Annotated in this window: 20 protein-coding genes; 15 read left to right on the top strand and 5 right to left on the bottom strand. The window is 72.4% G+C overall.

Annotated features, from left to right (window positions below):
* The first annotated feature begins 66 nt into the window (after positions 1 to 66).
* From AB0M39_RS32220 to nudC, 5 genes are all read left to right on the top strand, one after another.
* The gene (locus AB0M39_RS32220; protein ID WP_365370003.1) at positions 67 to 3,951 is read left to right on the top strand and encodes a UvrD-helicase domain-containing protein; all 3,885 of its coding nucleotides are present in this window, start codon (positions 67 to 69) and stop codon (positions 3,949 to 3,951) included.
* A gap of 102 nt (positions 3,952 to 4,053) precedes the next feature.
* A complete protein-coding gene (locus tag AB0M39_RS32215; protein ID WP_365370001.1) occupies positions 4,054 to 4,875 on the top strand; it encodes a hypothetical protein in 822 nt (273 codons plus the stop codon).
* Between the two features lie 78 nt (positions 4,876 to 4,953).
* A complete protein-coding gene (locus AB0M39_RS32210; RefSeq protein WP_365369999.1) occupies positions 4,954 to 8,550 on the top strand; it encodes an ATP-dependent DNA helicase in 3,597 nt (1,198 codons plus the stop codon).
* A gap of 10 nt (positions 8,551 to 8,560) precedes the next feature.
* A complete protein-coding gene (locus tag AB0M39_RS32205; protein WP_365369997.1) occupies positions 8,561 to 9,958 on the top strand; it encodes a dipeptidase in 1,398 nt (465 codons plus the stop codon).
* 96 nt (positions 9,959 to 10,054) lie between these two features.
* Complete coding sequence (gene nudC, locus AB0M39_RS32200; RefSeq protein ID WP_365369995.1) at positions 10,055 to 11,014, top strand: NAD(+) diphosphatase; 960 nt, start codon at positions 10,055 to 10,057, stop codon at positions 11,012 to 11,014.
* A 163-nt stretch (positions 11,015 to 11,177) separates the two neighbouring features.
* Here nudC and AB0M39_RS32195 read toward each other — a convergent pair whose 3' ends face one another.
* Positions 11,178 to 11,420: a mycoredoxin gene (locus AB0M39_RS32195; RefSeq protein WP_365369993.1), complete on the bottom strand. Its 243-nt coding sequence runs from the start codon at positions 11,418 to 11,420 to the stop codon at positions 11,178 to 11,180.
* Between the two features lie 242 nt (positions 11,421 to 11,662).
* Here AB0M39_RS32195 and AB0M39_RS32190 point away from each other — a divergent pair, with 242 nt between their 5' ends.
* The 5 genes from AB0M39_RS32190 (at position 11,663) to AB0M39_RS32170 (ending at position 15,491) form a co-directional block, all read left to right on the top strand.
* Positions 11,663 to 13,840: an ATP-dependent DNA helicase UvrD2 gene (locus AB0M39_RS32190; RefSeq protein ID WP_365369991.1), complete on the top strand. Its 2,178-nt coding sequence runs from the start codon at positions 11,663 to 11,665 to the stop codon at positions 13,838 to 13,840.
* A gap of 165 nt (positions 13,841 to 14,005) precedes the next feature.
* Positions 14,006 to 14,332: a hypothetical protein gene (locus tag AB0M39_RS32185; protein ID WP_365369989.1), complete on the top strand. Its 327-nt coding sequence runs from the start codon at positions 14,006 to 14,008 to the stop codon at positions 14,330 to 14,332.
* Positions 14,333 to 14,505: 173 nt separating this feature from the next.
* Entirely contained in the window at positions 14,506 to 14,877 is a 372-nt protein-coding gene (locus tag AB0M39_RS32180; RefSeq protein ID WP_365369987.1) for a WhiB family transcriptional regulator, read from the top strand.
* Complete coding sequence (locus tag AB0M39_RS32175) at positions 14,874 to 15,197, top strand: hypothetical protein (RefSeq protein ID WP_365369985.1); 324 nt, start codon at positions 14,874 to 14,876, stop codon at positions 15,195 to 15,197. Before AB0M39_RS32180 ends, AB0M39_RS32175 begins: the two co-directional genes overlap by 4 nt.
* A gap of 93 nt (positions 15,198 to 15,290) precedes the next feature.
* The gene (locus AB0M39_RS32170; protein WP_365369984.1) at positions 15,291 to 15,491 is read left to right on the top strand and encodes a hypothetical protein; all 201 of its coding nucleotides are present in this window, start codon (positions 15,291 to 15,293) and stop codon (positions 15,489 to 15,491) included.
* Between the two features lie 267 nt (positions 15,492 to 15,758).
* Here AB0M39_RS32170 and AB0M39_RS32165 read toward each other — a convergent pair whose 3' ends face one another.
* A complete protein-coding gene (locus AB0M39_RS32165; RefSeq protein WP_365369982.1) occupies positions 15,759 to 17,132 on the bottom strand; it encodes an AarF/ABC1/UbiB kinase family protein in 1,374 nt (457 codons plus the stop codon).
* A gap of 68 nt (positions 17,133 to 17,200) precedes the next feature.
* A complete protein-coding gene (locus AB0M39_RS32160) occupies positions 17,201 to 18,343 on the bottom strand; it encodes a ThiF family adenylyltransferase (protein ID WP_365369980.1) in 1,143 nt (380 codons plus the stop codon).
* A gap of 197 nt (positions 18,344 to 18,540) precedes the next feature.
* On the opposite strand from AB0M39_RS32160, the gene AB0M39_RS32155 reads away from it, so the two are divergent.
* The 4 genes from AB0M39_RS32155 (at position 18,541) to AB0M39_RS32140 (ending at position 22,398) form a co-directional block, all read left to right on the top strand.
* A complete protein-coding gene (locus AB0M39_RS32155; protein ID WP_365369978.1) occupies positions 18,541 to 19,164 on the top strand; it encodes a M48 family metallopeptidase in 624 nt (207 codons plus the stop codon).
* Between the two features lie 108 nt (positions 19,165 to 19,272).
* On the top strand, positions 19,273 to 20,928 hold the full coding sequence (locus tag AB0M39_RS32150) for a TerD family protein (protein ID WP_365369977.1): 1,656 nt from the start codon (positions 19,273 to 19,275) through the stop codon (positions 20,926 to 20,928).
* Between the two features lie 14 nt (positions 20,929 to 20,942).
* Positions 20,943 to 21,623 (top strand): AIM24 family protein, encoded by a 681-nt coding sequence (locus tag AB0M39_RS32145; protein WP_365369975.1) that lies wholly within the window; start codon positions 20,943 to 20,945, stop codon positions 21,621 to 21,623.
* Positions 21,624 to 21,642: 19 nt separating this feature from the next.
* Positions 21,643 to 22,398 carry an AIM24 family protein gene (locus AB0M39_RS32140; protein ID WP_365369973.1) on the top strand — a complete coding sequence of 252 codons (756 nt, stop codon included), beginning with the start codon at positions 21,643 to 21,645 and terminating at the stop codon, positions 22,396 to 22,398.
* 113 nt (positions 22,399 to 22,511) lie between these two features.
* On the opposite strand, the gene AB0M39_RS32135 is transcribed toward AB0M39_RS32140, so the two are convergent.
* Positions 22,512 to 23,033, bottom strand: coding sequence for an NUDIX hydrolase (locus AB0M39_RS32135; RefSeq protein WP_365369971.1), 522 nt, complete (start codon positions 23,031 to 23,033; stop codon positions 22,512 to 22,514).
* Complete coding sequence (locus tag AB0M39_RS32130) at positions 23,030 to 24,490, bottom strand: zinc-dependent metalloprotease (RefSeq protein WP_365369969.1); 1,461 nt, start codon at positions 24,488 to 24,490, stop codon at positions 23,030 to 23,032. The genes AB0M39_RS32135 and AB0M39_RS32130 overlap by 4 nt, the downstream gene beginning before the upstream one ends.
* Before the next feature lie 191 nt (positions 24,491 to 24,681).
* On the opposite strand from AB0M39_RS32130, the gene AB0M39_RS32125 reads away from it, so the two are divergent.
* Positions 24,682 to 25,800 carry an SDR family oxidoreductase gene (locus tag AB0M39_RS32125; protein ID WP_365369967.1) on the top strand — a complete coding sequence of 373 codons (1,119 nt, stop codon included), beginning with the start codon at positions 24,682 to 24,684 and terminating at the stop codon, positions 25,798 to 25,800.
* Positions 25,801 to 25,925: the final 125 nt, after the last annotated feature.

The following is a 25,925-nucleotide window of genomic DNA, read 5'->3' as shown; positions in this document are numbered from 1 at the left end:
CGTCGTCAGCGCGCGGCACGGACCGCTCCCTCACCACCAGCACACCCACCAGGACCGACGATCCACGTGAGCTCCTCCTCCACCGCCGGACGTACGCCGTACAAGCATCAGGTACGGCAGGGGGTCCCCCCACGCCCGCAGGGGCGCCGGGGGAGGTCCCCGGGCGCGTACCGACTGGTGCGTACCCCACCGGGCTCGGTGGCCCTTCCTTTGCTGGACGCAGCACAGCGCGCCGTGGTTGACCACGGCGAAGGCCCGCTGCTCGTGCTCGCCGGGCCGGGAACGGGCAAGACGACCACGCTGGTGGAGGCGGTGGCCGCGCGAGTGGCGCAGGGCGGGGACCCGGAGCGGATCCTGGTGCTCACCTTCAGCCGCAAGGCGGCGGTGGAGCTGCGCGACCGGATGGCGCTGCGGCTCGGCGGGGCGCGCGGGCCGCAGGCGACGACATTCCACTCCTTCTGCTACGCCCTCGTCCGCGCGCACCAGGACGCGGATCTGTTCGCCGAGCCGCTGCGGCTGCTGTCGGGTCCGGAGCAGGACGTCGCGGTCCGGGAGCTGCTGGCAGGCCAGCTCGATCTGGAGCGCGAAGGGCTGGTCCGGCACCAGTGGCCTGACGAACTGCGGGCGTGCCTGACGACGAGGGGGTTCGCCGACGAGGTGCGGGCGGTGCTGGCGCGCAGCCGGGAGCTGGGGCTCGGGCCCGATGCGCTGGCGCGCTTCGCCGCGCGGACCGGCCGCCCCGACTGGGGGGCGGCCGCCTCGTTCCTGGCGGAGTACCTGGACGTGCTGGACGCGCAGGGGGTGCTGGACTACGCGGAGCTGGTGCACCGGGCGGTGCTGCTGGCGGAGGGCGCGGCGGACGGGTCGCCGGGCGGGACGCCGCACGGTTCGCCGGGCTCGCACGGTTCGCTCTACGACGCGTACGACGCGGTGTTCGTGGACGAGTACCAGGACACCGACCCGGCCCAGGTGCGGCTGCTGCAGGCGCTGGCCGGGCAGGGCAGGACCCTGGTCGCCTTCGGCGACCCGGACCAGTCGATCTACGCCTTCCGCGGTGCCGACGTGAACGGGATCCTGGACTTCCCCGACAGGTTCCGGCACTCCGACGGCAGCCCGTCGGACGTGGCGGTGCTGACGACGTCCCGCCGCAGCGGCGCGCAGCTGCTGGCGGCCACCCGCCTGCTGACCCGCCGTATGCCGCTCAACCGCCTCCCCGCAGAGAAGGTCCGCGCCCACCGGGAGCTGGCGGCGGTCCGCGACGGCGGCCGGGTGGAGGCGTACACCTTCCCGACCGCCTCGGCGGAGCTCGACAGCGTCGCCGACATCCTCCGCCGCGCCCACCTCGAGGACGGGGTCCCCTGGAGCGAGATGGCGGTCCTGGTCCGCGCGGGCGGCCGCACCATCCCCTCCCTTCGCCGCGCCCTGACCTCGGCGGGAGTCCCGCTGGAGACGGACGGCGACGACGTCCCCCTCCGCCACGAGCCGGCGGTCGCACCGCTGCTGACGGCGCTGCGCGCGGTGGCGACGGCAGCGACGGCAGCGGCAGCGCCAGCGACGGCAGAGGGGCGGGAACCGGCGACGGGCGAGGCGGCGGACGAGGGGGCCGAGACCGAGACGGAGGCCGAGACGGGGGACGAGGCAGGCGCCGACGTGCCCACCGGGCCCGAGGCCTCGTCGGAGGCTGAGCCCGAGCCCGAGGCCGCGTCGAATGCCGAGCCTGAAACCGCGTCGGATGGCACCCCCGAGCCCGAGGCGGAACCCGAAGCCGCCTCGGATGCCGAGCCTGAAAGCGCGTCGGATGGCACCCCCGAGCCCGAGGCCGGGCCTGAAGCCGCCGCACATGCCGAGCCCCAGCCCGCGTCAGGGACCGAGCCCGAAGCCCCCGCCCCCGACCCCGAGCTCACACCCTGGCTCTCCACCGAGACCGCCCTCGCCCTCCTCGCATCCCCCCTCGGCGGCATGGACACCGCCGACCTCCGCCGGCTCGCCCGCGCCCTGCGGGACGAGGAGCGCGCCGGCGGCAACCGCGTCCCCCCGCCCTCCGACCAGCTCCTCGCCCGCGCCCTCGCCGAACCCGAGCGGCTCGTCGCCCATGACCCCGCGTACGCCCGCGCCGCGCAGCGCCTGGGCGCGCTGCTGCGCAAGGCGCGCGAGCTCCTCGAAGGCGGCGGCACCGCCGAGGAGGCGCTATGGGAGCTGTGGGACGGGACCCCCTGGCCGCAGCGCCTGGAGCGCGCCGCCCTCCGCGGCGGCCCCGCCGGCCGCAACGCCGACCGCGACCTCGACGCCGTGTGCGCGCTGTTCGACACCGCCGCCCGCGCCGAGGAGCGCACCGGCGGCCGCGGTGCGCTCAACTTCCTCGAAGAGATCGAGGCGCAGGACATCGCGGCCGACACCCTGGCCAAGCGGAGCGTCCGCCCCGACGCCGTACGCCTGATGACCGCGCACCGCTCCAAGGGCCTCGAATGGCGCCTCGTCGTCGTCGCGGGCGTCCAGGAGGGGCTGTGGCCCGACCTCCGGCGCCGCGGCTCCCTCCTCGAAGCCGACCGCATCGGACGCGACGGCCTCGCCGAGCCCCTCACCCCGGGCGCCCTCCTCGCCGAGGAGCGACGCCTCTTCTACGTCGCAGCCACCCGCGCCCGCGAGCGCCTGGTCGTCACCGCCGTCAAGGCGCCCGCCGACGACGGCGACCAGCCCTCCCGTTTCCTCGACGAGCTGGGCGCGGAGCCGAAGGACGTCACCGCGCGCCCCCGCCGCCCGCTCGCCGTGGCCGCCCTCGTCGCCGAGCTGCGCGCCACCACCGTGGACCCCCAGGCGCCCGACGCGCTGCGCGAGGCCGCCGCACTCCGGCTCGCCCGGCTCGCGGCGCTGACCGACGACGAGGGCCAGCCGCTCGTCCCCGCCGCGCACCCCTACCGCTGGTGGGGCCTGTACGACGCCACCCATAGCGCGATTCCGCTGCGCGACCGGAACCAGCCCGTCACCCTCTCGGGCAGCGCCCTGGACCAGCTCGCCAACACCTGCGCGCTCCAGTGGTTCCTCGGCCGCGAGGTGAAGGCCGCCGCCCCCGCCACCGCCGCCCAGGGGTTCGGCAACGTCGTTCACGTGCTCGCCGACGAAGTCGCCTCCGGACAGACCCCCGCCGACCTCGCCGTCCTCATGGAGCGCCTCGACTCCGTGTGGGACGCCCTCGTCTTCGACGCTCCATGGAAGTCGCAGCAGGAGAAGGAGCACGCGCGCGTGGCGCTCGAGCGCTTCCTGCGCTGGCACGTCATGGACCGGGGCGGCCGCGTTCCCGCCGCCACCGAGCACGACTTCGACGTGACGCTGGAAGCCGGCGAGTACGAGGTGCGCATCCGGGGCTCTATGGACCGCGTCGAGCAGGACGAGCAGGGCCGCGCCTACGTCGTCGACTTCAAGACCGGCAAGCAGGCCCCCACCAAGGACGAGGTCGCCCGCCACCCCCAGCTGGCCGTCTACCAGCTCGCGGTGCGCGAGGGCGCGGTGGACGCGGCCTTCGACGGCCGCCGCCCGGAGCCGGGCGGCGCGGAGCTCGTACAGCTGCGCCAGGCCGCGCCCAAGAAGGAGGGCGGCGAGGACCTGCCCAAGGTGCAGGTGCAGGAGCCGCTCGCGCCCCCGTCACTGGACAGGGGCGACAAGGCAGCGTCCGACGGTCCGGCCGCGCCCGACGGCCCGGTGGAGCCTGCCGGTCCGGTGGACTCGGCCGAGTCGGGCGAGCCGACCGCGCCTGAGACGCATGAGAGGCCGGAGACGCCTGAGACGCCTGCCGCGCCCGCGAAAGCGGGGGAGTGGGTCGGCGAGCTGCTCGCCACCGCCGCCGGCCGCGTCCTGGACGAGCGCTTCACGCCCAACGCCGGTCAGCACTGCGCTCATTGCTCCTTCCGCGCCTCTTGCAGCGCGCAGCCGGAAGGCCGCCAAATAGTTGAATGACAGGTGTTGTGGCACACATCACAGCCCCTGAGTGCATCCAATGAGGCCCAACGGAAGTCGCATAAGGATGCGATAAGCGCATCGACATGGCAGGGAGAAAAAATGGCGGCCAAGCAGAGGTTCCTGGTTTCGGCGGTGGTCTGCGCGACCGTGATCGCCGGCCTGGCAGGCTGCTCGAAGGACGGCGACAGCAAGGCGAAGGGCTCCGGCGACAAGGAGAAGGAGCCGGCGGCCGCCACCACTTCCAAGGCCCCGGACCCGTTCGCGGGACTCAGCGCCGACGAGATCGGCGAGAAGGCGATCACCGCCACCAAGTCCGCTCAGTCCATCAGGATGGTGGGCAACATCAAGAGCGACGGCGAGCAGATGTCCGTCGACTTCGCCGTGGACGACAAGGGCGAGTGCACGGGCAAGATGGGCGTGCAGGGCGGCAACGCCGAGCTCCGCAAGGTCAGCAAGACCATGTACATGAAGGGCGACGACAAGTTCTGGCGCGCCTCCATGAGCGAGGAGGGCGCGCCCGACGCCGAGGCCGACGGCGTCGTCGAGATCATGAAGGGTCGCTGGATCAAGATGCCTCCGGGCAGCGACAAGGACATGGACGGCGTCTGCGACCTCGAGTCCATGCTCAGCGACATGGACAAAGACAAGTCGGAGCGCAAGGGCATGACCAAGGGCCCCGACGCCGAGGTCAACGGCCAGAGCGCGGCCACCCTCGTCAAGAAGAAGGCCAACGGCGAGACGGCGACCATGTACGTCGCCAAGGAGGGCGAGCCCTACCTGCTCAAGCTCGTCAAGGACGGCGGCGAGGAGCCGGGCACGATGGTGCTCACGGACTACAACAAGCCCGTGAAGGCCGTGGCCCCGCCGCCCTCCGAGATCGTCGACCTCGAGAAGCTGGGCGGAGCGGGCGGCGGCGCCTGACGCACGCGCAGCCGGGCGAGACCCGGCTGAAGCCGATGGGGGCCGCTGCTGTCAGTGGCCCCCGTTAGCCTCTCTGGGGTGACCGCACGCATCACCGACCCCGAGCAGCTCAAGGAGCTCCTCGGCATCCCCTTCACCCCGGAGCAGACGGCCTGCATCATCGCGCCGCCCGCCCCGCAGGTCATCGTGGCCGGAGCCGGGTCGGGGAAGACGACGGTGATGGCCGCCCGGGTGGTGTGGCTCGTCGGCACCGGCCAGGTCGCCCCCGAGCAGGTCCTCGGCCTCACGTTCACCAACAAGGCGGCGGGCGAGCTCGCCGAGCGCGTCCGCAAGGCTCTCGTACGCGCCGGGGTGACCGACCCCGACGCCATCGACCCGGACAACCCCCCGGGCGAGCCGCGCATCTCCACGTACCACGCCTTCGCCGGCCAGCTCCTGACCGACCACGGGCTGCGCATCGGCCTGGAGCCGACCTCGCGTCTGCTCGCCGACGCCACCCGCTACCAACTGGCCGCGCGGGTGCTGCGGGAGGCCCCCGGGCCGTACCCCTCGCTGACCAAGTCGTTCCCGTCCCTGGTCAGCGATCTGCTCGCGCTGGACTCGGAGCTCGCCGAGCACCTCGTACGACCGCAGCAGCTCGGCGCGTACGACTCCGAGCTGCTGCGCGCCCTGGAGAGCGCGCGGCTGAGCAACGCCGAGCTGCGCAAAGTCCCCGAGGCGGCGGCCGCCCGCCGGGAGCTGCTCGAGCTGACCGTGCGCTACCGCGCGGCCAAGCGCGCCCGCGACCTGCTGGACTTCGGCGACCAGATCGCGCTCTCCGCCGAGCTCGCCCTGACCCGGCCCGAGGTCGGCGGCATCCTGCGGGACGAGTTCCGGGTGGTGCTGCTCGACGAGTACCAGGACACCTCGGTGGCCCAGCGGCTGCTGCTGTCCGGCCTGTTCGGCCAGGGAACCGGCCATGCCGTGACCGCGGTCGGCGACCCCTGCCAGGCCATCTATGGCTGGCGCGGCGCCTCCGTGGCCAACCTGGACGACTTCCCCGTGCACTTCCCGTACGCCGACGGCCGCCCCGCCGACCGCTTCTCGCTCAGCGAGAACCGCCGCAGCGGCGGCCGGCTCCTCGACCTCGCCAACGGCCTCGCCGCCCCGCTGCGCGCCATGCACGCGGGCGTGGAGGCGCTGCGCCCCGCGCCCGGCGCCGAGCGCGACGGATCGGTCCGCATCGCCCTCCTGCCCACCCATGCGGAGGAGACGCAGTGGCTGGCCGACTCGATCGCCCACCTGGTGCGCACGGGCAAGGAGCCCGGAGAGATCGCGGTCCTGTGCCGCACCGCGGGCGACTTCGCCGAGATACAGGGCGCGCTGGTCGCCAGAGACGTCCCGGTCGAGGTCGTCGGTCTGTCCGGGCTGCTCCACCTGCCCGAGGTCGCCGACCTGGTCGCGATGTGCGAGGTCCTCCAGGACCCGGGGGCCAACGCCTCGCTCGTACGCCTGCTGACCGGACCGCGCTGGCGGATCGGCCCACGCGACCTGGCGCTGCTCGGCCGCCGCGCCCGGCTCCTGGTCCACCGCGCCGCGCCCGACGGCGCCGACGCGGACGAACGGCTGGCCGCGGCCGTCGAGGGCACCGACCCGGCCGAGGTCGTCTCGCTCGCCGACGCGCTCGACACGTTCCTGGAGTCGGCGGACGGCGAGGACGACGGCCTGCCGTTCTCCGCGGAGGCCCGGGTCCGGTTCGCGCGCCTCGCCGCCGAGCTGCGCGACCTGCGCCGCTCCCTCGCCGACCCCCTGATGGACGTCCTGCACCGCGTTCTGAACGCCACGGGCCTCGAGGTCGAGCTCTCCGCCTCGCCGCACGCCCTGGCCGCCCGCCGCCGCGAGACCCTCGGCAACTTCCTGGACATAGCCGCGGGCTTCGCCGCGCTCGACGGCGAGGCGACGCTGCTGGCCTTCCTCGCCTTCCTGCGCACGGCCGCGCAGTACGAGAAGGGCCTGGACAACGCCCTGCCCGGCGGCGAGAACACGGTGAAGGTGCTGACGGCCCACAAGTCCAAGGGCCTGGAGTGGGACGTCGTCGCGGTCCCCGGGCTGGTCGCCAAGCACTTCCCGAGCGACCAGGCGCGCGAGGCGTGGACCTCGCAGGCCAAGGTCCTCCCGCACGCGCTGCGCGGCGACGCGGCGACCCTCCCGGACGTCGAGTCCTGGGACGCGAAGGGCCTCAAGGCGTTCAAGGAGTCGATGAAGGACCACCAGCACACGGAGGAACTGCGCCTGGGGTACGTCACCTTCACCCGCCCCCGCTCCCTGCTTCTGGCCTCCTCTCACTGGTGGGGACCCACCCAGAAGCGCCGCCGGGGCCCGTCGTCGTTTCTGCACGCGCTGTACGACCACTGCGCGAAGGGCTTCGGCGAGATCGAGGTGTGGACGGACGAGCCCGAGGAGGACGCGGAGAACCCGGCCCTCCATACGGCTCACGCGGACCAGGCCTGGCCGCTGCCCCTGGACGAGACGTCCCTCGCCCGCCGCCGCGCCGCGGCGGACCGGGTCCTGTCCCTCATGGAGTCCTTCACGGCGGCCTCATGGGACGCCGCCTCCGACGCCGCCCCCGACTCCCTCCCGGTACCGCTGCCCGCAGACGCTCCGGAGGGCGACCCCTTCGAGTTCGGGCCCCTGGACGAGGACGTCCCCGAGCCCCCGCTCTGGGACGAGGAGGACTTCCCCCCGCCCCCATGGGACGACGCCGATCCGGAATCCGACCCCGCCGTCTCGGAAGAGGCCGCATCCGCCCCTGAAGCCGCCGCCCCGGAGCTCGCGGCCTTCGCCCCGGAGTCCTCCGCTCTCCCTCCCGAGCCCGCCGCCTTCGCCTCGGAGCCCGCCGTCCCCGCCATGCCCCGCCCGCGCCGCGAGGTCGACGCACCCGGCAGCCTGGTGGGTCAGGCCCCTCTGCCCCCCGAAGACGCCCGCACCATCGCCTCCTGGGACCGCGACCTGGACGCCCTCACCCGCGAGCTCCGCCGTACCCGCGCCACCACCCGTGACGTCCTCGTGCCCGCCTCCCTGTCGGCCTCCCAGCTGATGCGCCTCGCCGCCGACCCCGACGGCTTCGCGCAGGAGCTGGCCCGTCCCATGCCCCGGCCCCCGCAGCCCGCCGCCCGCCGGGGCACCCGCTTCCACGCGTGGGTGGAGTCGCGGTTCGAGGAGTTGCCGCTCCCGATGCTCGGCCCGGACGAGCTCCCCGGCGGAGAGGCGGACGACCCGGAGATCGCCGACGAGCGCGACCTGGCCGCGCTCAAGGAGGCCTTCGACCGCACCCCGTACGCCCGCCGCACCCCGTACCGCGTCGAGTTCCCCTTCCAGCTCACCCTCGCGGGCCGGGTGATCCGCGGCCGCATCGACGCGGTCTACCGCACCGCCCCCGCGGACGAGGCGGCGCCCGCGTACGAGATCGTCGACTGGAAGACCGGCCGCACCCCCACCGCCGACCCCCTCCAGCTCGCCGTCTACCGCCTCGCCTGGGCCGAGCTCCACGGCCTCCCGCTCGACGCCGTCGCCGCCGCGTTCGTCTATGTGCGCACCGGGGAGACCGTCCGCCCCGCCTCCCTCCCCGGCCGCGCCGAGCTGGAGCGCATCCTGCTGGGCGAGACGGCAGACGAGACAGCCCTTGAGGCCCGTTAGGCTCAAGAGCATGAGCGACACCCCGGACAGCGCCGTCCGTACGTACATCGAGGAGCACCGCGACGCATTCCTCGGCGACCTCGCCGAGTGGCTCCGCATCCCCTCCGTGTCGGCCCAGCCCGCCCACGACGCGGACGTACGGCGCAGCGCCGAGTGGCTCGCCGCCAAGCTCGCGGAGACCGGCTTCCCGGTCGCCGAGATCTGGCCCACCCCCGGCGCTCCCGCGGTCTTCGCCGAGTGGCCCTCCGGCGACCCGGACGCCCCCACGGTCCTCGTCTACGGCCACCACGACGTCCAGCCCGCCGCCCGCGAGGACGGCTGGCACACCGAGCCCTTCGAGCCGCAGATCGTCGACGGCCGGATGTACGGCCGCGGCGCGGCGGACGACAAGGGACAGGTCTTCTTCCACACGCTGGGCGTCCGGGCCCACCTCGCCGCCACCGGCCGCACCGCCCCCGCGGTCAACCTGAAGCTGCTGATCGAGGGTGAAGAGGAGTCCGGCTCCCCGAACTTCCGCGCCCTCGTAGAGTCCCGCGCCGCCCGCCTCGCCGCCGACGCCGTGATCGTCTCCGACACCGGCATGTGGTCGGAGACGACCCCGACCGTCTGCACCGGCATGCGCGGCGTCGCCGACTGCGAGATCTCCCTGTACGGCCCCGACCAGGACATCCACTCCGGCTCCTTCGGCGGCGCGGTGCCCAACCCCGCCACCGTGGCCGCCCGCATCGTCGCGGCGCTGCACGACGCCGACGAGCACGTCACGATCCCCGGCTTCTACGACGGCATCGCGCCGCTCACCGACGCCGAGCGGGAGCTCATCGCCGAGCTCCCCTTCGACGAGGCGTCCTGGCTGACCACCGCCAAGTCGTACGGCACGCTCGGCGAGGCCGGCTTCTCGACGCTGGAGCGCGTCTGGACCCGTCCGACCGCCGAGGTCAACGGCATAGGCGGCGGCTACCAGGGCCCCGGCGGCAAGACGATCATCCCGTCCTCCGCCCAGCTGAAGCTCTCGTTCCGCCTGGTCGCCGGCCAGGACCCGGACCATGTGGAGAAGGCCGTCCGCCAGTGGGTCGCCGAGCGGATCCCGGCGGGCGTCCGCCACGAGATCGCCTTCGGCGCGGCGACCCGCCCCTGTCTGACGTCGCTCGACCACCCGGCTCTCCAGTCGGTCGTACGCGCCATGAGCCGGGCCTTCGACGGACAGAAGATCCGCTTCACCCGCGAGGGCGGCTCGGGACCCGCCGCGGACCTCCAGGACGTGCTGGGCGCCCCGGTGCTCTTCCTCGGCGTCTCCGTTCCGTCCGACGGCTGGCACGCGCCCAACGAGAAGGTCGAGCTGGACCTCCTCCTCAAGGGCGTCGAGACCACCGCTCACCTGTGGGGAGACCTCGCCGCCGCCCTTCGCTGAGCCGCACTCCCGAGGAGCGCCCTCCTGCCGAGACGCCCTCCGCCGAGCGCCCTTCGAGACCTGACACCCAATCCACCCGGGGGAGTTGGAAGTACCGTGAGCACCAGCACCAGCACCAACAGCTACGCCACCGCAGACCGCCCGATCGGACTCACGCTGCCGAGCGGCATCGACCGCGAGGCGCACCACCGCCTCGACGAGGCGTGGCTGGCCGCGGCGTGGAGCCACCCGACGACCCGGGTCTTCGTGGTCTCGGGCGGGCAGGCGCTGATCGACGACGCTCCCGACGGCCGCACCGAGCTGGTCATGACCCCGGCCTTCGAGGCCCCCGTCACCGAGACCCACCGGTACTTCCTGGGCACGGACGAGGACGGCGTGCGCTACTTCGCGCTCCAGAAGGACGCGCTGCCCGGCCGCATGGACCAGTCCGCCCGCCCCGCCGGCCTGCGCGAGGCGGGACTGCTGCTCTCGCCGCGCGACGCGGGGCTGCTGGTGCACGCGGTGGCGCTGGAGAACTGGCAGCGGCTCCACCGTTTCTGCTCGCGCTGCGGCGAGCGCACGGTCATCGCGGCGGCGGGCCACATCCGCCGCTGCCCGGCGTGCGGGGCCGAGCACTACCCCCGTACCGACCCGGCCGTGATCATGCTCGTCACCGACGACCAGGACCGCGCTCTGCTGGGCCGCCAAGTGCACTGGCCCGAGGGCCGCTTCTCGACGCTCGCCGGCTTCGTCGAGCCGGGCGAGTCGATCGAGCAGTCGGTGCGCCGCGAGGTCTTCGAGGAGGCGGGCGTCACCGTCGGCGACGTGGAGTACATCGCCAGCCAGCCCTGGCCCTTCCCGTCCAGCCTGATGCTGGGCTTCATGGCGCGTGCGACGTCCGCCGAGATCAACGTGGACGGGGAGGAGATCCAGGAGGCGCGCTGGTTCTCCCGGGAGGACCTTCGGGCTGCCTTCGAGTCCGGGGAGGTGCTGCCTCCCTTCGGTATCTCGATCGCGGCCCGGCTGATCGAGCGCTGGTACGGCACGCCGCTGCCGAAGCCCGGAGACGTCGCTTAGCGCCCGCTCAGCCCCGGTCGGGCACCCGCAGACGCACGGACGCCCAGGCCCGCGGTGGGCCTGGGCGTCTATGCGTGGTGGGTCCGGCGCGCTGTGCGCCGACCGACCGTCCGGCCGTGGCGTCCCGGTCAGGCGCCGGCCTGGCCGGCGTCCCCCGGCTTCCTCAGACGCCGATCTTCTGCTTGACCTGGGCCAGCGAGGGGTTGGTCAGGGTGGAGCCGTCGGAGAAGAGGACGGTCGGCACGGTCTGGTTGCCTCCGTTGGCCTTCTCGACGAAGGCCGCCGACTCGGGGTCCTGCTCGATGTTGACCTCTACGTAGCTGATGCCCTCGCGGTCCAGCTGACCCTTCAGCCGCCGGCAGTAGCCGCACCAGGTCGTGCTGTACATCGTCAGAGATCCCTGCATCTTCTTCTCCCGCTCCTTAGGCTCATGGGGCTGTGGGTGCGCCCCGGTACTCGAACGTACGCGACCGGTCCGCCATTCCCGCGCCGGGACCGGGGCGGTCCGGACGGAGCGGGGCGGTCCGGACGGAGCCGGGCCATGAGGCGAGGGCGTCAGGCCATGCGGCGAGGGCATTAGTACGACCGGCCAGACTCCCTTGTGGACAACGGTCCCGGCAGCCCCTCGAGAGCTGGCAGCATGGCAGGGTGACAGCAGCAACGCACTCCTCCCTTTTCCCGCAGGTCCCCGAGTCGGCGGACGCGGTGCTCGACGGGCTCGACCCCGAGCAGCGCGAGGTCGCGACGGCCCTGCACGGTCCGGTGTGCGTGCTGGCAGGCGCCGGCACGGGCAAGACGCGCGCGATCACCCACCGCATCGCGTACGGCGTGCGCGCGGGCATACTCCAGCCCGCCAGCGTGCTGGCCGTCACCTTCACCAACCGCGCCGCCGGCGAGATGCGCGGCCGACTGCGCCAGCTCGGCGCCGGAGGCGTCCAGGCGCGCACCTTCCACTCCGCGGCCCTGCGCCAGCTCCAGTACTTCTGGCCCAAGGCCGTCGGCGGCGACCTGCCGCGGCTGCTCGAGCGCAAGATCCAGCTGGTCGCCGAGTCCGCCGCCCGCTGCCGCATCCGGCTGGACCGCAATGAGCTGCGGGACGTCACCAGCGAGATCGAGTGGGCCAAGGTCACCCAGACCGTGCCCGCCGACTATCCGGCCGCGGTCGCCAAGTCCCTGCGCGACGCCCCGCGCGATCCGGCCGAGCTCAGCCAGATCTACGCGATGTACGAACAGCTCAAGCGCGACCGCTCGGCGATCGACTTCGAGGACGTGCTGCTGCTGACCGTCGGCATCCTCCAGGACCGCCACGACATCGCCGACCAGATCCGCCGCCAGTACCACCACTTCGTGGTCGACGAGTATCAGGACGTCAGCCCGCTCCAGCAGCGGCTGCTCGACCTGTGGCTCGGCGACCGGGACAGCCTGTGCGTCGTCGGCGACGCCAGCCAGACGATCTACTCCTTCACCGGCGCCACCCCCGACCATCTGCTGAACTTCCGCACCCGCCACCCCGGCGCGACCGTCGTCAAGCTGGTCCGCGACTACCGCTCCACGCCCCAGGTGGTCCATCTCGCCAACGGCCTGCTGGGCCAGGCCAGCGGCCGGGCCGCCGAGCACCGGCTGGAGCTGATCTCCCAGCGCGACCCCGGCCCCGAGCCCGCCTACACCGAGTACGCGGACGAGCCGGCCGAGGCCGAGGGCACCGCCCGCCGCATCCGCGACCTGATCGCCGCGGGCGTACCGGCCGGCGAGATCGCCGTGCTCTACCGCATCAACGCCCAGTCCGAGGTCTACGAGCAGGCGCTGGCCGACGCCGGAGTCCCCTACCAGCTGCGCGGCGCCGAGCGCTTTTTCGAGCGCCAGGAGGTGCGCGAGGCAGGAATCGCCCTGCGCGGCGCGGCCCGGGCGGGGGGCAACGACTCGCTGCTCGACGACGCCGAGGACCTGCCCTCCCAGGTGCGGGCGGTGCTCTCCACCAAGGGCTGGACCACCGAGCCGCCCGCCGGCTCGGGCGCGGTGCGCGACCGCTGGGAGTCGCTGGCCGCGCTGGTGCGCCTCGCCGAGGACTTCGTACGGGTCAAGCCCGGGGCGACCCTCGGCGATCTGGTCGCCGAGCTGGACGAGCGCGCCGCGGCACAGCACGCGCCCACCGTCCAGGGCGTCACCCTCGCCTCCCTCCACTCGGCGAAGGGCCTGGAGTGGGACGCCGTGTTCCTGGTCGGCCTCACCGAGGGCATGATGCCGATCACCTACGCCAAGACCGACGAGCAGGTCGAGGAGGAGCGCCGGCTGCTCTACGTCGGCGTCACCCGGGCCCGGCTGCATCTGACGCTCTCCTGGGCGCTCTCGCGCTCGCCCGGCGGCCGGGCCTCCCGCCGCCCCTCCCGCTTCCTGAACGGGCTGCGCCCCGGCTCCGCCGCCCCGGGCTCCCGCGGTGCGCTCGGCGCCGGGGGCGTCGAGCGGGGCAGCGGTTCCAGCCGCCGCAAGCGGCGCGGCCCGGTGCTCTGCCGGGTCTGCGGGAAGACGCTCACGGACGCCGGTGAGATGAAGCTCATGCGCTGCGAGGACTGCCCGTCCGACATGGACGAGGCGCTGTACGAGCGGCTGCGCGAGTGGCGCTCGGGCCAGGCGAAGGAGCTCGGCCAGCCCGCGTACTGCGTGTTCACGGACAAGACGCTGATGGCCATCGCCGAGGCCGTGCCCGCCGACGAGGGCGAGCTCGCGGGCATCTCGGGGGTCGGCGGACGTAAGCTGGAGCGCTTCGGCGACGATGTGCTGGCCATCTGTGCAGGTCAGGAGGTCGGCGAAGCCGACGAGGAGGACTGATGCAAACTCGTCGAAAAAATAGTTTGCGCACGCCCTAGCAGTCCCCATAGGTTCTTAACCACGAGAACAGGCGCTTCTCTGAAGCCCTGTCCTCGTGCTGTACTTATCCGAATACGCGCGATCGGCCCCGGCCGGTCCCAGAGACGCCGAGAGGAGGCGATTCCAGTGATCAGCATCACCACCAGCTTTATCAGCACCGCCAAAATGACCGATCGCTCGGTCGTCTCCGCCTGCTCGCTCGGCTTCTCCTCGGCGTTCGTCGGCGCCGGCATGTCCGGCATCGCCGCCGCGCTTCCCGTGTCCGGCCTGGGCGGCCTTCCCGTCCTGGAGCGCAATGAGCGACCGACCATGGCACTGGAAGCAGGAGTAGCAGCGGCAAAGGCTCGGGCCTATGCCTCCGCGGCGACCAGTGCCGAAGCCAAGCAGCAGACGACGCAGCACCACACGATGTGGGCCTTCCGTGGGCTCGAACCCTGGAGTGATCCAGCCTGATCCAGCATCAGGCCGGCGCCTTCAGGGCCGCGGAACCCCACCCGGGATCCGCGGCCCTTCTGTTTGCCCCGAACGGGGCGGACAGAGCGAAGGGGCCTCGGGAAATGAAGCACCCGGTACCAGCCGACACCCGGCCAACAGGCCGGAACGACCAGACGAGGAAAGACACCACCGTGCAACTCGAAGCGCACGCCCCGTCCGTACCGCCTTCCCAGACTCTCTCCCCGCCCGCCCTCACGGAGGACCCGACCTTGACTCCGCTCACTGCGCTCACCGCGCTCGACGACGCCATCGAGAACCTCGGCGTACCCGTCCCCTGCCGTTCCTACGACCCGGAGGTCTTCTTCGCCGAGTCGCCGGCCGACGTCGAGTACGCCAAGTCCCTCTGCCGTACCTGCCCGCTGATGGAGGCCTGCCTGGCGGGCGCCAAGGAGCGGCGTGAGCCGTGGGGCGTCTGGGGCGGCGAGCTCTTCGTCCAGGGCGTCGTCGTAGCCCGGAAGCGGCCGCGTGGTCGCCCGCGCAAGAACCCGGTTGTTGCGGCATGACCGCCCTCGGAACCATCGACCGCCCCGTCACGCACGATCCCAAGAAGCTGGCCCCCATGACCTCTTCCACGAGCGAGCCGTCCGGCTCCGCCACCCCAGTCGTCACCACCATCGGCGCGACCGCCTCGCGCCAGAACAGGACCCGTGAAATGCAACTCATCCCAGAAGCCCTGGCACGTGCGCATATGCACGAGCGCATGCGGGAAGCCGACGCGGAACGCCAGGCCGTGCGCCTGGTCGCCGCCCGGCGGATGCAGCGCCGCGCCGAGCGCGTCTCGCTGCGCGCCCGCCGTGCGCTGGCCATGGCCGTCATGCACTGATCACAGCTGATCCCCGCGGGGGCCGGTCCGAACGGACCGGCCCCCGCGGTGCGTTGTCCTGCGACCCGTCCGGTACGGAGTTATCGTCACGAGGTGGACCAGCAGCAGACTCCTGACCCCGCGCATCCGGGCGACGAGAGCGTCGTGTGCGCCCGCTGCGGCGCGGTCGCCGATGGGACGCCGCCCACCTGGACCCTCTCCGTGGAGGAGGGCGTCCGCCGCTACTACTGCGACGACTGCGCCCGCGCCAACCTCAGGGCGATCGAGGGCAGGCTCGACTCGACCTGGTGGTAGGGCAGGCGCGTCTCGTCCTGTTGGCGACGCGAGCGCTGCCCGCCGCCCCCGAGGGCGACGGGCCTGGGCTGCCCGCCACCGCGACGCCCGAGGCAGCGGCGAATGAGGCAGGCACCTCGACCGCGCCCCGAGGGGCGGCGGATCAGGCCGACGACGAGATCAGGCCGGCGCCTCGACCGCGCCCGAGGGGCGGCGGATCAGGCCGACGACGAGATCAGGCCAGCGCCTCGACCGCGCCCGAGGGGCGGCGGATCAGGTGGCGACTGGTCAGGCCGGCGCCTCGACCGGCATGTCGTCCTCGTCGTCCGCCGGCAGGAACCCGGGCACCCAGGACTCGAGTTCGTCCCGCAGCCGCACCGTCGCGTTCAGCTGACAGAGCACGCCGATCGTGCTGAGCGTCACGCGGTGGATCAGCAGATACGCCGGCGGCAGATTGAGCTGCTTGCCCAGCTGATGCGCGGGGGAGCGGATGTCGGCGAGCCGCGCCGCCTGCTGGCGCATCCAGCCCCGGGTGAAGGTGAACTCCTCCACCTCCGCAGGCTCGATGATCGGCAGCAGATACTCCAGGACCGCGTCCGGGTCGAGCTCGATCGACTCCTTGACGAAGCCGTCCGAGCACAGCAGCTCGTAGACCGTCTCGGCTTCGCCCTCCAGCGTCATCCGAAGGCACTCGCCGATGGTGGCCGGCAGCCCGCCCGGCAGCCGGTCCACGGTGCCGAAGTCCAGCACCCCGAGCCGCCAGCTCACGCCGCCCTCGTCGTCCTCCTCCGGGAGCAGCCGGAAGTTGCCCGGGTGCGGGTCCGCATGGAGCAGCCCGGTGCGTGCGGGACCCGAGAAGAGGAAGCGGGCCAGCAGCTGACCCGCCCGGTCCCGCTGCTCGGGGGTGCCCTCGGCGATCACGTCCGCCAGCGGTATTCCGTCGATCCACTCGGTCACCAGCACCTGGTCGCTCTGGTGCACCACTTCGGGCACCAGGACGTCGGGATCGTCCGCGAACTCAGCGGCGTGCTCACGCTGCGCCTGCGCCTCCAGTTCGTAGTCCAGCTCCTCCGACACGCGGTCGCGGAGCTCGGCGATCAGCGGCTTGATGTCCATCCCCGGAATCAGCGGCCCCAGCAGGCGGGCGAACCGGCTGAGCTGGGTCAGATCGGACAGCAGCGCCTCGCCCGCCCCCGGGTACTGCACCTTCACCGCGACATCGCGTCCGTCGTGCCACACCGCGCGGTGCACCTGGCCGATGGAGGCGGCGGCCGACGGCTTGTCCTCGAAGTTGAGGAACAGCTCACGCCACTGTGGGCCCAGCCGCTCCTCCAGAACGAGGTGGACGGTGCGCGTCGGCATCGGAGGCGCCGCCTCCTGGAGCTTGGTGAGGGCCGCGCGATAGGGGCCCGCGATCTCCTCGGGAAGCGCCGACTCGAAGACGGACATGGCCTGCCCGAACTTCATCGCCCCGCCCTTGAGCTCGCCGAGCACCTTGAACAGCTGCTCGGCCGTGCGCTGTTGGATCTCCCGGGCCACGATCTCCGCGGACTTCCCGCCGATCCGCTTGCCCAGACCCCACGTGGCACGGCCTGCGAAGCCCAGTGGCAGGGCGGCCAACTTGGCGGTACGGGTGACCGCCTTCCGGGGAAGATCAGACATGCTGCGCCCCTCCAAATCCCAGACAGCTGTGCCGCTTTTGCCCTACGGCATGACGTCGTAGACGGCGGTTACCCGGCCATTGTCTCGTGCGAAGGCCCGAACCCCGCGGTGTGGTACCTCTCACTCTTCCCGTGTGCGCTGCAGGCGCAGTCGAGATGGGGCGTGATCCTCTCCGACCGCCACTCGAGCAGCGGCAGCGACGCCTCGCACCGGGCCCCCACGCTCGCCGGCAGGTCTCCGTCGAGGAACGACAGGGCGTGCGCGGCCGCCGTCCCCGCGACGGCGGTGGCCAGGGCCATGTCGCAGGCCGGCGCTTGATCACGGCGGCCGGAGCGCCACTGTGCGAGCAGCCTCCCCCGCCCCGGGTCGCGCTCGGCCCGTCCCAGCTCCAGGCACCCCGCGCAGGCCGTCCCGCCGGGCAGTACCAGCGGTCCCACCACTCCGGTGGCCTCGACGACTCCGGCATACAGATGAGGGGTCCCGGCGGCGATCCAGTCGTGGGCCGCGGCCGAGTCGGGCGCATAGGCCGCGAGCCCGTCCCGCGGCGCCACGATCACCAGGGAGAGACCCGGCTCGCTGCCGGGGTCCGCGGCCGGCGAGGCTCCCCTCGGCGGACGGTCGGGCGCGGACCGCCGGACCAGTCGGCGCGCCGCCGTGTCCCGCCGCTCGCCGACGGCCTCTGGGCTCAGTCCGCCCGGCGCCAGGTCCCATGGCTCCGCGCAGCCGCCGTCCAGCACCTCGACCCGGCCCACCCCGGAGGCGGACAGCACTGCCGCGATCGTCGCGCCTACCCGGCCGGCGCCCCGCACCTGGACCCGCGTCTGCCGGCGCCCCGCCAGTCGCCGGATCCCGCCGCCCGGCTCGGGATGGACCACGGAGAGGGAGGCGAGGTCGGGCCGGAGCCGGTCGAGCGCGCCCGCCCGTTTCCGCAGCGCGGCGGCCGCGGCCCCGCCCGCCGTCGGATCGTCGACCAGGCCCGCCGTCTGCAACCGGTCCACCAGAAGGTCCACTTGCTTCTCCGGAAGGCCTATCGCCTGCGCCTCCTGCCGCAGCAGGGACAGTCCGCGCGTCCCGTCCAGCAGCTCCATCAGCGCGCCGGTCGCCGTGTCGACCGGGCCGACCATCACCGCGTGTGCGGGCGTCACCCCGAACTGAACCGTCTGCCGATCTCGCCATGCTCGCTTCAAAGCAGGCTTCACCATCGGATGCATATCCGTCGCCCCCGCCGATCCGTTCACCGAACTCTTCGCGATCTGTGGTCAGAATGCAGGAGGCCGTCAGAGGATGTGAAAAGTTATCCACAGGTGTGGGGTATTAGTCGTTCAAATGGTGCATGCCAGGGAGTGGATCAAGCTCCAACAGTCCCGGACACGGGACTTCCCCCACTGACAGCTAGTAACGTCGGGGCGTGTCCGTCGAGCCGTCCCCTCGCCTCGCTGGGGAGCCCCCTGCGCGCAGCGCCGGCAGCCAACAGCGCAGCGCGAAAAGCCGCCCACCCCGCGGTTCGGGGACCAGCGCGGTCGAGGTCCGCCGGAGCGCCCGGCGCAGCAGGACGGTCTCCGCCTACCGCGAGGGCGACCGGACCATCGTCCTGATCCCCGCCCGGATGTCGGAGGCGGAGGAGCAGCGCTGGGTCAGCGTGATGCTGGACAAGCTGGCGACCCAGGAGAGCAAGCGCATCCTCGGCGACGCCGAACTCACCGAGCGTGCGGAACGATTGTCCGCCCAGTACTTCGACGGCCGCGCGAGACCCACGTCGGTGCGGTGGGTGACCAACCAGAACACCCGCTGGGGCTCCTGCACCCCCGCGGAGGGCAGCATCCGCCTCTCGCACCGACTGCAGGGCATGCCCGAGTACGTCGTCGACTATGTGCTGGTCCACGAGCTCGCCCATCTGCTCGTGCCCGGACACGGACCGGGGTTCTGGCGGCTCCTGGAGGCGTATCCGCGCACAGAGCGGGCACGCGGCTATCTCGAGGGCGTCGTGTCGGCCGACAGGCTGCCTCATCTGCCCGCTGCTCGCGGAGAGTGACCGTCGACGGTCCTGTACCGAATGTGTACCGACTTGGCTCAATGTCGTACTCAGCCGTTAGCCTGGCGCGACGCAGTCACATTTCGGGATGGGGGACGGTCGTTACGCATGGCCAGGGAATTCCAACGCGGCCACAAGGCCAAGATCAGTGATCTCACTTCGGGAACGGATCTGTACGTAGGCGTGCAGATCGCGGCTCCTGGGCTGACCTTCGACATCAGCTGCTTCGGTCTCGACGCCAACGAACAGCTGTCGGACGACCGGTACTTCATCTTCTTCAATCAGCCGAAGTCGCCGGAGGAGTCCATCCAGCTGCTCGGCGCGCAGTCGGGCGACAGCGAGTCGTTCCGCGTCACGCTCGACCGCATCCCGGCGAGCATCCACAAGCTCTCCTTCACCGCCACGATCGACGGCGCGGGGCAGATGTCGCAGGTCGGACCTGGGTACATCCGCATCGTCGCGGGCGGCGAGGAAGTCGTGCGGTACGCCTTCACGGGCTCGGAGTTCTCCACCGAGCGAGCCGTGATGCTCGGCGACTTCTATCTGAAGGACGTATGGCGCTTCGCCGCCGTCGGGCAGGGCTTCGACGGCGGACTGGACGCGCTGCTGAAGAACTTCGGCGGCGAGGTCGCCGAGGAGCAGCCGGCCGCGCAGCAGCAGCCGCAGGGCGCCGCGCCGTCGTTCGCGCCGCCCGGGCAGGCCGCCGCGCCTCCGGCGTTCGGCGCACCCGCGCAGACGCCGCAGGCCCCCCAGGCGCCTCAAGCCCCGCAGCCCGCGCCGTCCTTCGGCGCCCCGGCCGCTCCGGCGCCGGCTCCGTTCGCACAGCCCAACCCGCAGATGCACGGCGCGCCGACCATCGCCGCCCCGATGACCCCGCCGGCCGGCACCGTGCCGCCCCCGGCCCCGTCGCCGTACGGACAGCCGCCGCAGCCGCCGCAGTACGGCCAGGTCCCGGGGCAGATGCCGGGTCAGATGCCAGGCCAGGTCCCGCCGGGCGCGCCCGCGCCGTACGGGCAGCCCGCACCCTCGCCGTACGGACAGCAGCCTCCCGGCATGCCCCCAGGCGTCCCCCAGGGCGTCCCCCAGGGCGTCCCGCAGGCGGGGGCCGGTCTTCAGGCCGCGCTCCAGTCGTACCGCGAGACGCCCACCGGCCAGCGCTGGACCCCGCAGAACCAGCAGCTCATGCGGGTCGACCTCACTATGGGCGGCAATGCCGTCCTGGCCCGCCAGGGCAGCATGGTGATGTACCAGGGCAAGGTCGACTTCAGCTACAAGGGCGCCGGGTTCTCGGGCCGCATCGTCGGCAACGCCACCGGCCAGGAGATGCAGCTGATGCGCTGCACCGGCCGCGGCCAGGTCTTCCTCGCCGAGGAGGGCGCTCACCTGCACTCCATCGAGCTGCAGGGCGACGGAATCTGCGTCTCCGCCGAGAACGTGCTCGCCTTCGACGAGTCGCTCCAGCACGAGGTCCGCAGGATCGAGGGCCACGGGATCCCCGGCGGCGCGCTGTTCACCATGATGTTCCACGGCACCGGCACGGTCGTCGTCAAGACGCACGGCATCCCCGTGGTGCTGCCGGTCACGCCGACGACGTTCGCCGACTGCAACGCGGTCGTCGCATGGTCGGCCGCCTCGCAGGTCATCCTCTCCAGCCAGGTCCGGCTGCGCCGCAACGCGTACCCGGGACACAGCGGAGAGACCGTGAACCTGCAGTTCCGGGGCGCCCCCGGGAACTTCATCGTCGTCCAGCCGTACGAGGTCTGAGGGAGCCCGAAGATATGAACCAGCAACTCGCGGGCTTCGCCCCGACACCTATGGCGGCCCGCATGGAGAACCACGGCCGCACCATGCTCAAGGTCGCCATGGCCACCGGCCAGGACCTGTACGCGCGCACGGGCTCCATGGTCGCCTACGAGGGCTTCGTGCAGTACGAGCCGAACCCGCCCGCCGTCCGCCAGGTCGCCTCCCAGTGGGTGACCGGCGAGGGCGCGCCCATCATGAAGTGCTCCGGCGACGGCCTGCTCTACCTCGCCGACTACGGCGCGGACGTGGTCGTCATCAACCTCAACAACGACTCGCTCTCCGTCAACGGCACCAATCTGCTCGCCTTCGACGCCCACCTGCAGTGGGGCGTCGAGCGGGTCAAGGGCCTCGCCAAGTTCGCGGGCCAGGGCCTGTGGAACGTGGAGGTCGCGGGCACCGGCTGGGTCGCCCTGACCTCGCGCGGCACGCCGATCGTCGTCGACTGCGGCCGCGGCGAGGACGAGACCTATGTCGACCCGGACGCGCTCGTCGCCTGGTCCCCGAACCTCAAGGTGAAGGGCAAGCGCAGCTTCAAGGCCTCCTCCCTGATCGGGCGGGGCAGCGGAGAGGCGTACCAGATGGCCTTCTCGGGCCAGGGCATCGTCGTCGTACAGCCGAGCGAGGACAGTACCGACCGCCTGCGGATCCGGGGCTGAGGGGGAGGGAGAACACATCATGCAGAGTCCGCTTTTCAGCTACACCGAGCAGCAGTCCCAGGACCGCTATGTCGTGCAGAACCCGCAGTTGCTGCGGGTCTCGCTGACCGGTCATGACGACATCCTCGCCCGCAAGGGCGCGATGGTCGCCTACCAGGGGCTCGTCGACTTCGACGGCGAGTACCAGACGAACAGCCAGCGGCGGGCCCGGGCCAACACCGGCGAGGGCCTCGACCTGATGCGCTGCTCCGGGCAGGGCACGGTCTACTTCGCGAACCTCGCGCAGTACATCCACGTCGTGGACGTCGACCAGGAGGGCATGACGGTCGACAGCGCCTACGTCCTGGCGCTGGACTCCACGCTGCACACCGAGGTCATCGCGGTGGACAGCCAGTACGGAATCTCCGGATCCGGCAAGTACCAGCTCAATATCTCCGGTCGGGGCAAGGTCGCGCTGATGACCTCCGGCCAGCCGCTGATGATGCAGGTGACGCCGGACAAGTACGTCAACGTGGACGCCGACGCGATCGTCGCCTGGTCGTCCCAGCTGCGGGTGCAGATGCAGTCGCAGACGCACTCCTCGAACGTACGGCGGCGGCGCGGCACCACGGGCGAGGGCTGGGAGCTGAGCTTCCTCGGCCAGGGGTTCGCGCTCGTCCAGCCGAGCGAGGTCCTGCCGCCGCAGGCGGCGGATATCGGGGAGGGCCTGCGCGCGCAGTACGGCGTGGGGCAGCAGGGCTCAGCCGCTCAGAACCAGAACAACGCCTGGAACTGAGCGAGGGCAGGCGCGCGCCCCTCAGGAGAGGGGCACACCCGCCAGAGTGCATGTGAGTAAGGGGCGGCCTCCATAGAGGCCGCCCCTTACTCGTCGTCCGTGCTCAGGCGCCGTCACAGCGCGGCGCGTGCACGCTCCAGCAGCCGTACGACCGACTCGTCGGAGACGCCCGCCACCTCGTCGTACGCGAACCAGCGCAGGTCCAGCGACTCGTCGCTGATCTCCTCGACCGCGTCGGCCGGGGCCAGCGCCGCGTACTGCACATCGAGATGCCAGTTGCACGGCGCGGGAATCCGGTGCCGGTCCAGGCGCACCGGCCCGCCGGGCAGCAGCGCCAGCCCCGCGATCCCGGACTCCTCGACGCCCTCGCGAAGCGCCGCGAGTGCCAGCGTCTCGTCGCCCGGCTCGCAGTGGCCGCCCATCTGCAGCCATCTGCCGAGCTTCTTGTGCAGCGTCAGCAGCACCCGTCCGCGCTCCGGGTCGATCACCAGCGCACTCGCGGTGACGTGCCCGGCCTCGCACGCCTTCCACAGGCCGTCCGGATGCTCGGCGAGATGGTCCAGATAGAGCTGCCTCAGCTCTTCCTGATCGTCATAGCTCTTCAGTACGAGAACGGCGTCGTCGTGGAGGCTCACTTGCTCGTGTCGCCCTTGTCGTCCTTGCCGTCCTCGTGGCTCGAGCCGTTCTCCTCGTGGCCCTTGTCGAGGTCGATCTTCGGCTTGCCGCCGCTCGCCGCCTCGCCGAGCATCTTGTCCAGCTCGGAGAAGTCGAGCTGCTCGCGGTGGACGAAGCCGTCCGGGTCGTCCAGGTCGGTGGCCGTCGGCAGCATGTCAGGGTGCGCCCACAGGCCGTCGCGCCCGTCCACGCCCCGCGCGTCGGTGAGCGAGGCCCACAGCCGGGAGGCGTCGCGCAGCCGGCGCGGACGCAGCTGGAGGCCGATCAGGGTCGCGAACGTCTGCTCGGCCGGACCGCCGCTGGCGCGGCGCCTGCGCAGCGTCTCGCGCAGCGCGTCCGCCGAGGTCAGCCGGGTCGAGGCGGCCTCGTGCACCACGGCGTCCACCCAGCCCTCGACGAGCGCGAGAGCGGTCTCCAGACGGGCCAGGGACGCCTTCTGCTCCGGGGTGTCCTCCGGCTGGAACATTCCCTGCTGGAGAGCCTCCTGCAGCTGCTCGGGGTGCGTGGGGTCGATCTGGCCGACCACGTCCTCCAGCTTGGTCGTGTCGACCTTGATCCCGCGGGCGTACCCCTCGACCGCGCCGAACAGGTGCGAGCGCAGCCACGGCACGTGGGTGAAGAGCCGCTGGTGGGCGGCCTCGCGAAGGGCCAGGTACAGGCGCACCTCCTCCTTCGCCACACCGAGGTCCTTGCCGAAGGACTCGATGTTCAGCGGGAGCAGCGCGGCCTTGCCGGCCGGGCCCAGCGGCAGACCGATGTCGGTCGAGCCGACCACCTCGCCCGCCAGCGCGCCCACGGCCTGTCCGATCTGCTGGCCGAACATCGCGCCGCCCATGGAGCGCATCATGCCGATCAGCGGGCCGGCCATGGCCTGCATCTCCTCGGGCAGCACATCGCCCATGGCGAGCCCGACCCGCTCGGCGACCGGGTCGACGAGCTGCTGCCACGCCGGGAGGGTCGCCTCGACCCACTCGGCACGGCTCCACGCCACGGAGGTGGTCGCCCCCGAGGGCATCGAGGTCACGCCGTCCAGCCATAGATCGGCCAGCCGCACGGCCTCCTCGACCGCGGACCGGTCGGCGGGGCCCACGCTCTCGTCCTTGGCGCCGTCCGCCGTGCCCTGCGAGACCGTCTGGCGGGCGATCTGCTTGGCCATGTCCCAGTTCACGGGACCGCCCTCGTAGCTCAGCATCTGGCCGAGCTGCTGGAAGGCGGCGCCCAGGTCATTGGGGTTCAGCGAGCCGAACATGGCGGCGAAGGGATTGTCCGCGCCGTCTCCGGCGCCGAAACCGAAGGGATTCATCGGGGACTGCCCGGCGGAGCCTTGGCCACCACCGGCGGGATCCTTCTTCTTGCCCTCGTCGCCGTTCTCCGGCTCCTCCGGCGGAAGGCCGAATCCGAATGGGGTGTCACTCACGGGTTTCCTCGGCTCGTAGGGCCGCCGGCTTCCTGCCGGCGGCGGCTGCCCGACAACACCACCCAGCGTAGACATCCGGGTCGCATCTGGGCTCGGTGCTCCGCCGACTCGTGGCCTGCGGCAGGATGGACGCCACCTAGTGCGTACGCGTCATTCGTGTACGTACTGAAGACAACCGCTGGAGACGCCCGGTGAGTTCCCCAGATCCACAGGTTCGCGCAGCGCGAAACCTCTCAACCCAGACTTCCGGCCGCGGCCGTGGTCCCGTCGTCGCGGTCACCGGCGCCGCCACGGGCATCGGCGAGCTGCTGACCCGGAGGCTGGCCGCCTCCGAGGAGATCAAGCAGGTCATCGCCATCGACGAGCGCCGGGGCGAGGTCTCCGAGGCGCAGTGGCACATCCTCGACGTACGCGACCCGGCCATCGCCGAGAAGCTCCGCGGCGCGGACGTGGTGGTGCACCTGGCACTCGACCTCGACCTCGAGACCGACCCGGCCGCTCGTACGGCGTACAACGTGCGCGGCACGCAGACCGTGCTGACCGCCGCCGCGGCGGCGGGCGTCCACAGGGTCGTGCTCTGCACCTCCGCGATGGTCTATGGAGCGCTGCCCGACAACGACATCCCCCTGTCCGAGGACGCGGAGCTGCGGGCGACCGCGGAGGCGACCGGCGTCGGGGACCTGCTGGAGATCGAGCGGCTGGGCCGCCGCGCACCGCGCGCGCACCCCGGCCTGAACGTCACGGTGGTCCGGCCCGCCGTGCTGGTGGGCGGCACGGACACCGCGCTGACCAGGTACTTCGAGTCGCCTCGGCTGCTGGTGGTGGCCGGATCGCGGCCCACCTGGCAGTTCTGCCACGTCGAGGACCTGGTGAGCGCGCTGGAGTACGCGGCGCTGGAGAAGGTCGACGGGGAGCTCGCGGTCGGCTGCGACGGCTGGCTGGAGCAGGAGGAGGTCGAGGAGCTCAGCGGCATCCGGCGGATGGAGCTCCCCTCCGCGGTCGCCCTGGGCGCCGCGGCGCGCCTGCACCGGATCGGTCTCACCCCGTCCCCGGCCGGGGACCTGGCGTACACGATGCACCCCTGGGTGGTCAGCGTGAGCCGCCTCCACGACGCCGGCTGGCGACCCCAGTGGACCAACGAGGAGGTCCTGGCGGCGCTGCTGGAGGAGGTGGAGGGCCGCCATACCGTCGCGGGCCGCCGTCTCGGCCGCAAGGACGCCACAGCGGCGGGCGCGGCCGGTGCGACGGTGGCGCTGCTCGGCACCGCGGCCCTGGTGCGACGGGCCCGCAAGGCTCGGCGGCGCATCTAGCGCGGGGCGCCCCAGGCTTCCCCGACGTCTTCGATGGCTATAGCGACGGCTACGGCTATGGCTGGGGCGCGGGTGGGGGGGGGGTGTGGAACCACCCCGCCCCCCGCACCGCCGCGGCGCGCCCC

Source organism: Streptomyces sp. NPDC051907 (genome assembly GCF_040681075.1).
Lineage (GTDB): Bacteria > Actinomycetota > Actinomycetes > Streptomycetales > Streptomycetaceae > Streptomyces.
Note: the sequence above shows the minus strand (reverse complement) of the source record. Positions and strands in the feature narration are given on the sequence as shown.